We start from the raw sequence: 11857 nt of genomic DNA on the forward strand, positions 1-11857 counted from the left end.
ATCCGCTGTCGTGAAACGGCCGACTCGACCATCACACTCTGCCGACGGTCGGTTCGACAGTGGAGGGGATGCATGGCGACGTTCAACTCGACTGTGGACAGATCTTCAGCTGTCCACAACGTTGCGGCAGTTCCAGCGCAACGAGGGGTCGCACGCCGGCACTGGCTGGCCGTGTACATCAGGCGAATTCTCCTCACCGACACCCTCGTCGTGGTGGCAGCGGTGGCTCTGGCTCAATGGGTGCGCTTCGGAGGCCCCGGGACCCTCGTCGACTCGCGCACTCTGAGCAACGTGAGCTACGGTCTGATTTCCGTCGCTCTCGTAGCGTCGTGGCTCGCCATGCTCGCCGTCTTTCACGTTCGATCCCCACGAGTGGTCGGGAGTGGCCCGGAGGAGTATCGACGCATCGCCACCGCGACGCTACGACTTTTCGGGCTCATCGCGATCGCAGCGCTCCTCTTGCAGCTGGAATTGGCGCGGCTGTACCTGGCGATCGCATTCCCCACGGGTCTACTCGGTCTGCTGCTGACCCGATGGATGTGGCGCCGCGTCCTCGCTCGCAAGCGGGCGCGCGGGCTGTGCCAGACATCGGTGTTGGTCGTCGGAGGCGAACGCTCCGTGCGCAACCTCGCCAGGACCTTCGACCGTGGAACGGCGGACGGGTACAACGTGGTCGGGGTATGTATCCCAGCTCATTACCGGTCGTCCGACGACACGATCACGGTGGACGGGCGATTGATTCCGGTCCTCGGCGACGAGCACGACGTCGTCGATGCGATCGAGCGATCCGGGGCCGACACCGTCGCGGTCACGGCGACCGAGCACCTCGGCCATCACGGGCTTCGTGAAATGGTGTGGGATCTCGAGCAGCTGGACGTCGACATGGTGGTCGCTCCGGGAATGATGGACGTCTCCGGGCCGCGCCTCGAGATGCGACCTGTCGCGGGTCTGCCTCTGATCCACGTGGAGAAGCCGCGCTATCACGGCGCGAAGCGATTCGGGAAGACGTCGTTCGATCTGATCTTTGCCATTCTTGCGCTCGTGCTGGCGAGTCCCGTGATGGTTGTTGCAGCGGTGGCGGTCAAGCTGACGAGTCGAGGGCCTGTGTTCTACAAATCGGAACGAATGGGCATGGATGGCAAGCCGTTCCCGATGCTGAAGTTTCGGTCGATGGTGGACGACGCCGACAAGCACAGCGCGACCCTGAGCGGGCACAACGACGGTGCCGGAGTTCTGTTCAAACTGCGAGAGGATCCGCGTGTCACCCGTGTCGGCCGCGTCATGCGCAAGTTCAGCATCGACGAGTTGCCACAGTTCATCAACGTGTTGCGACGCGAAATGAGTGTGGTGGGACCGAGACCTCCCCTGCGGGTCGAGGTCGAGTCCTACGAGAGCGAGGTGCATCGCCGGCTCCTGGTGAAGCCCGGTGTCACCGGCCTGTGGCAGGTGAGCGGCCGCTCGGACCTGTCGTGGGAGGACTCCGTGCGTCTGGATCTGTCCTACGTCGAGAACTGGTCGATGGTCGGCGACATGCTCATCATCGCCAAGACCCTGAAGGCTGTGGTGGCGAGTGACGGTGCGTATTGATCCACGACGACGACGTCAATGATGTGGTGCCCATCTCGAGATGTGTTTCGAGGCAGATCGACACGGGAAAACTGGTGATCCGGTAATGCGAATCCTGGTCGATGCCTATTGGTGGGTCGACGGCCCGTATTCGAACCGGCTCGTGTTGCGGGAGATCGTCGGTAGATGGCGGTCGGTGTTCCCCGACGACGAACTTGTCCTCGCGATTCCGTCCAAGTGGAGTGATTCCGATGCAGAGTTGCCTGCGGGAGTCGAGCGCATTTCGACGCGAATGAGACGGCATCCGGCAATCAACGCGATCGAGCTTCCCCTCTACCTCAAGTCAGGGCGAGATTTCGACGCCATCTTTCTGCAGAATTTCGGTGCACCGACCTCGAGCGCTGCGGTTCTCGTTCATGACGTTCTCTTCCAGAGCAATCCTGAGTGGTTCACGAAGATCGAGCGACTTTACCTCTCGGCAATTCCGATCCTCGCGAAACGCACCGGCCTCGTCATGACCACTACGCAACACGAGGCGAAGCGCGTAGCCGCGTACAACTCCCTCTCGTCGGAAGTGGCTGTGACGGGACTGGGGCTGTCGACGACACTGCTGACCGCTCCTGCGCGAAAGCCATCGTTCGGATTGAAGTCCCACGCGTTCTTGCTGACTGTAGGCCGACTGAATATTCGCAAGAATCTGGAGAACACCATCGCCGCCGCGATCGAATCAGGTGCAATCTCAGAGCACTTTCCACTAGTCGTTGTCGGTCAGAGATCGGGCCGCTTCTCGGAGTCCAGTGTGGTCAGGTCGGGGGTGGCTACGGGTGCAGTCATGTTCGTCGAATTCGCGCCGGATGACGAGTTGCGGTGGCTCTATGAGAACTGCGCACTCTTCTGTTTCCTTTCCCTCGGTGAGGGATACGGCCTGCCGCCGATGGAGGCGGCGTACTTCGGCGCGCGCGTTCTCGTGAGCGACATACCGGTCTTCCGAGAAAATCTCGGCGGAGCTGCGGAGTATGTCGATCCGAACGACGTTTTGGCGATCTCGAACGCGATCACCGACTTGTTGGCCCCAGCCAGGCATGAACGGGGATATACAAGGGCGTCGGCCGCGGAATGTCGAATAACAGGGGACTGGGACTTCGCCGTGGAAACCATCAGAACTGCCATCGCGGAACTAGCCGACAGCACGTAGTCCCGACCGCTTGTTTGTGAACAGTGTGGTTTCGACAGGAAGAGCAGGAGTTCAATGACGTCAGTGGGCCGTTCGGTTGCAATCATCGGTACGAGGGGATATCCGAGTTACTATGGCGGCTTCGAGACCCTGATCCGGCGTCTCGCTCCGTGCCTGGCGGAGAAAGGGTGGGATGTCACCGTCTATTCACGGCCGGGCGCAACGGTCCCTACCGACCCCGCCCGCGACAGGAGAGTCGTTGTTCGCAACACGCTCGGGTTCGAATCGCGCTCGCTCAGCACGCTGTCCTACGGGCTGACATCTTGCCTGGATGCGGCGGTGAAAAAGCCCGACGTTGCCCTTGTTCTGAACGTGGCGAACGGGTTCTGGCTGCCTGCGCTGAAGTCACGTGGAATTCCCACTGTCGTCAACGTGGACGGGATCGAATGGGAGCGCGCAAAGTGGGGAAAGGGCGCCAAGAAGGTGTTTCGCGCCGGTGCCTCCCTCACGGCGCGTTACGCGACGCGCTTGGTAGTCGATTCCCTCGAAATCAAGCGTCGGTGGGAAAACGACTTCCAACGTGAGGGCGATTTCATACCGTACGGAGGTGACTTCGTCGCTCCGCTTCCCCCCGTTGAGGGACTCACTCCGAAGAAGTACGTACTGATGGTGGCACGGTTCGTGCCCGAAAACACCGTGGTCGAGTTCTTCGAAGCTGCAGAAGTCCTGAGTCGCGATCGCGACGTCGTCATCGTCGGATCATCGGGGTACGGCGGCGAGTTGGATGAGCAGGTGCGCGCCCTGTCGCAGCGAAATGAACGGATTACGTGGATGGGCCACGTCAGCGACGACCGAAAACTGTTCTCACTATGGCAGAATGCCGGAGCTTACTTTCACGGTCACAGTGTGGGTGGAACAAATCCGGCGTTGGTTCAGGCTATGGCGTGCCAAGCGCCCATCGTCGCCCGCGACACCGTGTATAACCGCGAGGTACTCGGTGACGCAGGAAGATTTGTTGCGGCCGAATCCTCGGCGATCGTCACCACGGTGAAGGACGTTATCGCCGATTCGGCAGGCCAGCAGGTAATGCGAGATCGGGCACTCCAACGGGCGTACGACTACTACACCTGGGAAGATGTCTGCCAACGTTACGAAGAGTCTCTCCTCGCGGCGATCGGCTGATCCTCTTTGAGTTGTTCGACAAATCTCCAAGGACCTTGATTGATGATTGCGCAGTCCACTGAACCTCGACGTGTCGCCGGTTGGCGCACTCTCGTCCACGAGCGCGACAGGCATGAGTTGGTGACCCTCGCGCTGGTGGTCGCTGTGGTCGTGTCCTCCTTCCTCGGCCATTACGGTGTGGCGATAGCCGGTTACAACGTCCGCGTCGAGCAGGTGGTCCCGCTACTCCTCGTAGGGTGGCTGACGGCGTGGGCGCGGACCAGGGCCGACTTCTTCCGCGCCCTGACACATCCGGTGGTGCTTGTCTTCGGTGCGTTCATCGCCTGGAATGTCGTCGCAACGCTGATGTTCTCTCCGAGCCTCGGAAAGAGTGCGTCGATCCTTGTTTGGTTGGTCATCGATCTACTGCTGCTCGCGGGAATCATCTCGCTCGGCACGCGCGCGATATGGGCCGAGAACACAGGTATACGTTGGGTCGTTCCATGGGGACTGGCAGGATTCGCCGCGTTCATCGTCGCCAACGTTTCGCATGGAGGCTTGACACCCGGTACGGATTTCGACGGGATGTACCAGGTCTACGTAGCGCGCATGACGTCGCAGGAAGCCAACATCTATGCGTCGATCCTGGTGTTGTGGACTCTTCTCCTGGTGGCGCGAAAGGGACGCAACCGAATCTGGATGATCGCCGCTGCCGTCGCTGTGCCCCTGGGAGTTATCGGTTCACAAACGCGCACGGCCGTCTTCTGCCTGGTCGTAGGTCTGATCGTCTATCTCGCGTACGAAGTGGTGCGGTCGTATCAGAACGGTCGGCAACGCACAGGGCTTTGGTTCGGCCCGGTGCTCTTGATCGTGGGGATTGCTGTCGGCTACGGCGCTGCAACCTTCCTTCCCGCCTTCGGTGAGGATGTCGGGCGGGCAGAACCGGCAGCGGCGGCGTCGTCCTCCACTGCGGAGGCACTCGAGCCGTCGGGGAAGTTGGGTGACATCGACTTTCAGGGCGGAAACATAGGTTTCAGGATCGAGGTAGCGAAGGCTGCCGCCGAAGACATGCACGGAGCACACCTATGGCTCGGCAACGGCACCAACACATTCAGTCTGCGCCACGACCAGCCAGGCTCGCCCGGAGTTCCCGGCCACATCATTATGCTTCCGGTGCAAATACTCTACGACGTGGGCGTCGTCGGTTTGTTGTTGTTGGTGGGGCTCGTCGTCACGGTGTTGCGCCACGTGCCGTGGCAGCGAAGACCGATTGCCTACGCGGTCGTGGTGACGTTTGCCGCGGCAGCAACGATGACCAGCATGTTCTGGTTCAGCGTTACCTGGATCATCATGGCGTCGCTGATCCGTCCGATGACAAACGAGGACGAGGGGACGAATGTCGACGGGGTTTCCGCGGCGTACGGGCAAGGCGACAGCTCTGCGACGGCATCCGCTGCGATGAAGGGCCTCTGACTCATGCATCGGAACCTCCTGCACGCCGAGATCGCGGAGGTCGTGCGACGCGGAAACTGTTCAGGTTGTGGGGCATGCGCGCTACTCGACAAGGGCGTTGCCCTGGCACTCGCAGACAACGGGTTCGTTCGTCCGCGTATGAGCTCGTCCGATTCGTCGGAAACCGACCCGACAGCCTTGGCGGAGTTCCGCCAGTCGTGTCCCGGCATTTCCGTGCAGGCACAGCGTCCAGTCGATGCCACCCGTCACGATTTCCTGGGCCCGATAGTGTCGATCTGGGAGGCTTACGCACTCGACGAGGACATCCGATTCAAGGGAAGCAGTGGTGGCACCCTCACGGCCCTGAACGAATGGTTGCTCGCCACTGGGCAGATCGACAGTGTCGTTGTCGCTGCCGCCGCGGAGTCGGGTCCTGAGAGGACCGAATCGAGTGCAGTCCGGACCAGATCGGATGTTGTCCGGGCCGCAGGGTCACGGTATGCACCAACTGCGAATGCGGCGGTGGCCGACGTCGACAATCCAGGGTCAGCGGTCGTCGGGAAGCCCTGCGAGATAGCCGCGCTGAGAGCGCTTGCGAAGTCCCGCGATCAGCAGCCTCCGCTGCTGCTTTCATTCTTCTGCGCGGGTGTATCCAGTCAGCACGCGACCGACTCCCTGCTCCGCGAGCTCGGCGTGGACGAGGGCACCGAGTTGGCGGCAATGCGATACCGGGGGCATGGCTGGCCAGGCGACTTCTACGCGGAGGATGCACGCGGCAACTCGGTTCGGACGACTTATGACGTCTCGTGGGGGAAGCATCTCGGGCCGGCGGTCCAGCAGCGTTGCAAGCTGTGTCCGGACGGCGTCGGCGAAAGCGCGGATATTTCTGCCGGTGACTTCTGGCGCGCGGACGCCAAGGGTTACCCCGACTTCACCGATCAGGATGGGCTCAGCGTTCTGATCGCGCGGACAAGGCGAGGCGAGGAGGTCATCCGGCGTGCCGCTCAGGAAGGCGTGATCTCGGTCCGCGCCGTCGACCCGGACGATGTTGCGGCTGTGCAACCGTTCCAGGTGGTTCGGCGCGCCACCCTGCTGGGACGTCAGGCGGGAAGCAGGCTCGCGGGACGCCCGACGCCCCGGTATCGTGGCTTCCGCCTGTGGTGGTTGGCGTTGCGATCACCGGTCAGAACCCTGCGTGCCGCGGCCGGAACGTTTCGACGGGCCCGGCGATGGTAGCTGGTAGCGATGCGCGAATGAAGATCTCGGCGGCTGTCCAGTCGCCGAGCATCATTGCGGTGACACGACTGATCGTCCAGCTGTCCCCCCTGATCACTGCTCCGGTGATCGCGCGAGAGTTGGGGCCCGCAGGGCGGGGCCTCTATTCGGCCTGCTTCGCCGCCATGGTTCTCGCGCCGGTAGTTCTGGGGATGGGGCTACCGCTTGCCGTGCGCCGGCGTGCGTCGACAGGTGCTCCTGACGCGACGCTACGTGCCGTATACCTTGTTCTGCCGTTCTTGGTTCCGGTGGCAGTTGCGGTTGGCTTCCTGATCGAGCGGTATGTCGTCGCTGAACTCGATCCCGACAGTGCCAGGGCGTTCATTCTCGGGATGGGTTGTTCCGTTGGATTCATCGCAACACTCTGCTTTCAGAGTGTGTTGATCGGAGGCCGGCGATACGGCGCTATCGCGCTTCTGCAATCGACGCAACCAGTTGCACTTACATTCGGAGTCGCCCTCGGATGGATTCTCGGAAGTCTGACCCTGCCGTGGGTACTTGTCTGTGCGGCTGCGAGCACACTTCTGTCCACCCTCATGGGGGTGTATCTCACGCGTATATCGCCGCGTGGACCGAGATCGCGCCTTCGTCCACTGGCGCGAGAAAGCATTGCGTTTTCCGGGAGTCAAGCGGCAGAGACCGCGGCAAATACGCTTCCTCAGATCATCGCAGTGGTCGCGATCGGGGCTCACGATGCGGGATTGTTTGCTATCGCGATAACAGTTGCGAGCTTGCCGATGACCCTGGGGCACACGATTACGTCCGTAATGTTCCGGGATGCCGCTGCCTCGGCAGGGGAGGCGAATATGCGTCTGTCGGCGTTGTCGATTCGTATCACCGCCCTGACCGCTATCGTGCCTGTCGTGGTGTTGGCATGTACGACGCCCCTGCTCATTCCTCTCATCTTCGGTGAGGGCTTCCGGGGTTCGGTTTCGATCACTCTGATCTGTCTGTGCGGATCAGTCCTTCTCACCGTGAACTATGTTGCGTCACAGATGCTTGTGGCGCAGGACAAAGGTGTCCTCATGACCGCCGCGCAGCTAGTCGGACTGGGCCTGAGCGTCGCATTGATGTTCGTTCTGGGACCTACTCTGGGCGGCGCAGGGGCGGCGCTGGCGTCTGTTGCGGGCTGGCTGTTGACAACCCTCGCGAGCGTGCGTGCCCTCCGACTGAGTGCCACGTCGTTGCTGTTTCACGCCGGTGACCTCCGTCAAGCCTTCACTGTCGTGACCAAGGGCCACATCGATCACAGCGCTGTCTGACCGACACCAATGTCGCCGAGGGCGGCTCCGAGTTCGTCCATCCTCGAATCGGTCCCGACAAGGAGTTGCAGCACCCGGTCGCGTGCCACGGTGAAGTCCGTCGAGTCGATGAGCATGAGGGTCTCGCGAGCTGGATCCGTTGTCGTTCTCAGATCGACGTGCAGGTTCCACCCCAGCGCATCCATCAGCGGTGCGAACTTGCGCGAGTACGCCCAGGGAATCGCCGGCGTACCCACGGACAGCGAGTTGAGGCAAGCGTGCATGCGCGCACCGACGACCACGTCGGCCGTGGCGAGAATGCCGCGAACCGATGTCAGGGAGTCCGGAACGAGGATCTCGACCGAGTCTCCGAAGTACCTTCCGAGTTCTCGGACTGCCGGTACATCGTTATCTGTCACAGTCGAATCGAGGACGTGTGCAAGGAGACTGACACTGCGATTGCGTTGGAGCAGCCCATCGATCAGGGCTGTGACGGATCGACGATAGCTTGCGTAGTCGACGTGCGGATTTTCGTGCCAGAGAAGCCCGGAGACGTTGATCACCACGTCCCGCTCGATACCGCCGGTGTGTTCTGTACGCGGCAGCGCGAACACCAGGTCTGTCGACTCGGACGTCGACTGCCTTCCCAGCTGTTTCGCATACTCGAGACTGACTGGATCGCGGGCGAACACGCTGGTGGCCCGTTGGAGGGATCTCGTCGCGATGATCCGCCCGAGCCTGCTGTCGAAAGGGCCGATCGTCTGGGGCATGAGAATGGTCGGCACTCGCAACTGTGCGGCGACGCGCTGTACATAAGCCATCAAGACGAGGCGTCGAAGCCCGTAGATGTCCGTGAAGCTGTCGCCGGCGCCGGTGTCCAGAATCGCATCGTATCGGGAGAGTTCCCGCTTGATCGGTCCGCGTGAGCGGAAGACGTCCCGGAGCACGCTTCGCTTGCTGAGTGGGGTGTCGTCACTGTCCTGGGTGTGGAAGGTCAATTCGGCGTTCGGCCATCTCCGTTCGACTATCGACTCTGTTCCCTCCGCCAGAGCGCGAAGGCCGAGATTCGTCGACTCCCGATCGGCCCAGAGCACGAGGATTCGCGGATTCGGACCGGTCATGCCGTGACCTCATCGATTCTGCTGGATTGCGCGAGAAGTGAGCGGGTGTACCAGAGGAACCTGTGCGACTCGGACCGCCACAGCACTGACCGTTCCGGTGAGCCGAGCGATTTCACGTAGAACGCCACCGACCTCGACAGTAGGCCAGCGGCGACGGAGGCCTTCCACACCACACTCTGCACACGATTCTGGGCCATCTTCCACTTGTACAAGTCGTAGAGATTGATCACCCATGCAGGATTCGGCCTTTTCGATACGTTGGAGCCTGTACTGCCTCCGACAACGTGGGTTCCCGATTGTTCGGCACTCATGATGATCCGCATGCCGTGTTGCCGTGTGCGAAGACAGAACTCCAGGTCCTCCGCATACATGAACCATCTTTCGGTGAGTCCGCCCAATTCGTCCCATGTCTGCTTGCGGACCATCATGCAGGCCCCGGATACCCAATCCAGCTCGCGCGTTGCGAAATCGTGGGCATGGAGGAGATAAAGACCTTCGAAATGAGGATGTCTGTGCGACAGTCGTGAAAGGCCCGAGAAGTGGTTGAACACGCTGACGACGTTGGGTTCCCTGCCACCTTCGCGGATCTGAAGGCGTCCGGCCGGATGACTGAGTGTCGGTGCGACGATCCCGACACTTGGCGACTCGTCGAAGATTGTCGCCAGAGCGAGTACGTCTCGAGGGGAGATGCGTGCATCGGGATTGAGCAGCAGTATCGCTCGCCCCCGTGCATGGCGTGCCGCACGGTTGACACCTCGGGCGAAACCCACGTTCTCCTCGTTCCGAACTACGACTGCGTCCGGCGCTACCTCAGCGAGAACCGCCAGTGTGCGATCCGCGGATGCGTTGTCCAGCACGATGAGTTCGATTCCGTCCTGTCGGGACAGTGGGCGAACGCAATCGCCGATGACGGCTTCGCTGTTGTAGGTCACTATGATCACGGAAATCTGCGACTCGCTCATCACGTTCCTTCGATTGGTGCGCGGGTAGTGCGTAACCGGCGAACGAAAGGATCATCCATCGCACACTGGCGCATTGACGGTCACTTTCGGATCATCGACGAGCGGCTGGACCGGCACCCGCGCCTCACCCGGTGCGGTGGGTTCGTTCAGTTCGTACCGCAACTCGACGGTGGCACCCTTCGGGATGGTGACGGGGACCGTGAAGACCGGGTGACCCAGTTCCTTTCCCTGGATGGCGAACGACTGCTTGCCGTCGATGCTTGCCTTCGTCAGGGTTGCACCGTTGGTCGACAGCAACGACACCATGGCGACGTTGGTGCCATATGGCAGGGGCTTGTCCTTGAAGGTTCCTGCGACGATGCGCGGAAAGTTGGTGTCCGGGGTGTTGTTGGTCAGCCGCACGGTGACGGCGGTCGTACGGGTATCACCTGTGCAGTCGCCGGCGGTGTAGTCGATCTCGCGGTCGAGGTAGTAGTCCAGCTTGTTGCCGCCGTTGTTGTTGATCACGACGCCGGCGTACGGGGCGGGATCCTGGGGCACCGTGTATCCCAGCGTGGTGTCGGCGAGAATCGCCTGCTCTTCCGGATGCGCACTCCACACTGCGATGCGCCGCTCTCCGGCGGCCCTCCCGACCGCATCGAGAAGTCGCTGGGGTGATTCGATCTTGCCGGTCATCTTCTCGACGACTTTCCCGGCGATGGTCTGCAGGTATTCCTTGCGGTCGGCGTTCTCGGCGTGGTAATTGGCCTCGTCGGTGATGAATCGGGTGTAGGCGGTGGACTCGGTGAGTTCGACGACGTTGCCGGCATCGACAACCTCCCCATCGGGCAGGGTGACCGGGCCGACGGCGGCCAGGACGTAGCTCAGTGCCACAGGATCCGTCGCGATTGCTCCGTCCACCTGCTCACCCGACTCCTGCGCCCACATCGACTGCCAGATCCGGCCCGCGTACGGGAAGTGGGAGCTCAGGTTGCTGTTTCGGATGTCGACCGAGGGATTGTAGTTGCCGTACATGCTCTTGTAATCGGGGCCGAGATCGAGTGGCCGCTTGTCGTAGGACACTTCGGTGTTCTTGCCGAGTTTCTCGATGCCCAGTTTTCCGTCGCTGGCGCGGATGACGCTGTAGCCGCCGACGAGTCCGCCGGTGGCGCGTGCTTCCGCGTTGGTCTGAAACGCGAGGAAGTAGCTCCGAGGTCCGTCGAGGCCGAGCATCGCCGGAAGCACTTTGGCGCCGATCGTCGTGTTCTCCAGTAGTTTCGCCACGTCGTCGGTCTGATTCTGTAGTTCGGACCGCGCATCGTCCACCAGGCCGAGGTATCCCGCGCCTCGAATGCCCTGCGCCTGGGTCGCCAGGTTCCGCGCCGCAATTGACGTCTCCTGCAGTGCCGGGGCCGCGTCGCGCAGCGGCTGGAGTTGCACGCTGCCGCCTTCGCCGATCAGATCGCGGGGTGACAACGCGACGCCGACGTCGACCGCGGGTGTGAGAACGTCACGAGTGAGCCCGACCACGACGTCGGACATCTGCTGTGCCGATTCGAACGGGGCTCCTAGGCCGGGAACGGCTGCCAGCGAACTCCAGGGGACCGAGTGCAGGTTGTCCTGTGCGCCCTCGGCCCGTTCCCGGGCTTCGGCCGCCGCTCGCTGGGCGCCCTCCGTGTCCCCGTCGAGCAGTGAATTCTTCGCGAGCTGCGCGTTGTCCCGCGCGGCGGTGAGGTTGTGCTGGACCTGCCAGGCCGAGAAGCCGAACCATGCGACGACCACGACAGCGGCTATGCCCACACCGGTGAGTACGCGCCGTCGAACGGTCCACCGACGCGGCGCCGTCGGCGCCCCAGCGGGTATCGAACCGTCGCTGTGGGAGTTGTTGGGCGACTTCGCGTCCATTCAGGTCTGCTCCTAGCTATC

Annotated in this window: 9 protein-coding genes and 1 pseudogene; 7 read left to right on the forward strand and 3 right to left on the reverse strand. The window is 62.0% G+C overall.

Features of this window, described 5'->3' with window-relative positions; translation table 11 throughout:
- Positions 1-72 precede the first annotated feature (72 nt).
- From QM806_RS07800 to QM806_RS07830, 7 genes and pseudogenes are all read left to right on the forward strand, one after another.
- Positions 73-1587, forward strand: coding sequence for a sugar transferase (locus tag QM806_RS07800; protein ID WP_283290938.1), 1515 nt, complete (start codon positions 73-75; stop codon positions 1585-1587).
- An 85-nt stretch (positions 1588-1672) separates the two neighbouring features.
- Positions 1673-2761 (forward strand): glycosyltransferase family 4 protein, encoded by a 1089-nt coding sequence (locus QM806_RS07805; protein ID WP_133986262.1) that lies wholly within the window; start codon positions 1673-1675, stop codon positions 2759-2761.
- 54 nt (positions 2762-2815) lie between these two features.
- Positions 2816-3922 carry a DUF1972 domain-containing protein gene (locus tag QM806_RS07810; protein WP_133986263.1) on the forward strand — a complete coding sequence of 369 codons (1107 nt, stop codon included), beginning with the start codon at positions 2816-2818 and terminating at the stop codon, positions 3920-3922.
- A gap of 42 nt (positions 3923-3964) precedes the next feature.
- Complete coding sequence (locus QM806_RS07815) at positions 3965-5374, forward strand: hypothetical protein (RefSeq protein WP_212636456.1); 1410 nt, start codon at positions 3965-3967, stop codon at positions 5372-5374.
- A gap of 138 nt (positions 5375-5512) precedes the next feature.
- Positions 5513-5863: pseudogene (locus QM806_RS07820) on the forward strand (coenzyme F420 hydrogenase/dehydrogenase beta subunit N-terminal domain-containing protein); the annotation flags it as partial.
- Positions 5864-5875: 12 nt separating this feature from the next.
- A complete protein-coding gene (locus QM806_RS07825; RefSeq protein WP_283290986.1) occupies positions 5876-6589 on the forward strand; it encodes a Coenzyme F420 hydrogenase/dehydrogenase, beta subunit C-terminal domain in 714 nt (237 codons plus the stop codon).
- Between the two features lie 17 nt (positions 6590-6606).
- Positions 6607-7890: a lipopolysaccharide biosynthesis protein gene (locus QM806_RS07830; protein WP_283290941.1), complete on the forward strand. Its 1284-nt coding sequence runs from the start codon at positions 6607-6609 to the stop codon at positions 7888-7890.
- Here QM806_RS07830 and QM806_RS07835 read toward each other — a convergent pair.
- Genes QM806_RS07835 through QM806_RS07845 form a run of 3 tightly spaced genes read right to left on the reverse strand, consistent with a single transcriptional unit; the run spans position 7875 to position 11836 of the window.
- Positions 7875-8990: a polysaccharide pyruvyl transferase family protein gene (locus tag QM806_RS07835; protein WP_283290943.1), complete on the reverse strand. Its 1116-nt coding sequence runs from the start codon at positions 8988-8990 to the stop codon at positions 7875-7877. The two genes, QM806_RS07830 and QM806_RS07835, sit on opposite strands and share 16 nt — an antisense overlap.
- Positions 8987-9952: a glycosyltransferase family 2 protein gene (locus tag QM806_RS07840; RefSeq protein WP_283290945.1), complete on the reverse strand. Its 966-nt coding sequence runs from the start codon at positions 9950-9952 to the stop codon at positions 8987-8989. Before QM806_RS07840 ends, QM806_RS07835 begins: the two co-directional genes overlap by 4 nt.
- Positions 9953-10003: 51 nt before the next feature.
- Positions 10004-11836: a DUF4012 domain-containing protein gene (locus tag QM806_RS07845; protein WP_283290947.1), complete on the reverse strand. Its 1833-nt coding sequence runs from the start codon at positions 11834-11836 to the stop codon at positions 10004-10006.
- Between the last annotated feature and the right edge of the window lie 21 nt (positions 11837-11857).

It is taken from the genome of Rhodococcus sp. IEGM 1351 (assembly GCF_030056875.1).
GTDB lineage: Bacteria > Actinomycetota > Actinomycetes > Mycobacteriales > Mycobacteriaceae > Rhodococcus_F > Rhodococcus_F opacus.

Excerpts from the sequence above, each read along its gene's own strand:
- QM806_RS07830 (WP_283290941.1), top strand. The coding sequence starts at position 6,607 with ATGAAGATCTCGGCGGCTGTCCAGTCGCCGAGCATCATTGCGGTGACA.
- QM806_RS07835 (WP_283290943.1), bottom strand. The coding sequence starts at position 8,990 with ATGACCGGTCCGAATCCGCGAATCCTCGTGCTCTGGGCCGATCGGGAG.
- QM806_RS07800 (WP_283290938.1), top strand. The coding sequence starts at position 73 with ATGGCGACGTTCAACTCGACTGTGGACAGATCTTCAGCTGTCCACAAC.
- QM806_RS07810 (WP_133986263.1), top strand. The coding sequence starts at position 2,816 with ATGACGTCAGTGGGCCGTTCGGTTGCAATCATCGGTACGAGGGGATAT.
- QM806_RS07845 (WP_283290947.1), bottom strand. The coding sequence starts at position 11,836 with ATGGACGCGAAGTCGCCCAACAACTCCCACAGCGACGGTTCGATACCC.
- QM806_RS07815 (WP_212636456.1), top strand. The coding sequence starts at position 3,965 with ATGATTGCGCAGTCCACTGAACCTCGACGTGTCGCCGGTTGGCGCACT.
- QM806_RS07805 (WP_133986262.1), top strand. The coding sequence starts at position 1,673 with ATGCGAATCCTGGTCGATGCCTATTGGTGGGTCGACGGCCCGTATTCG.
- QM806_RS07840 (WP_283290945.1), bottom strand. The coding sequence starts at position 9,952 with ATGAGCGAGTCGCAGATTTCCGTGATCATAGTGACCTACAACAGCGAA.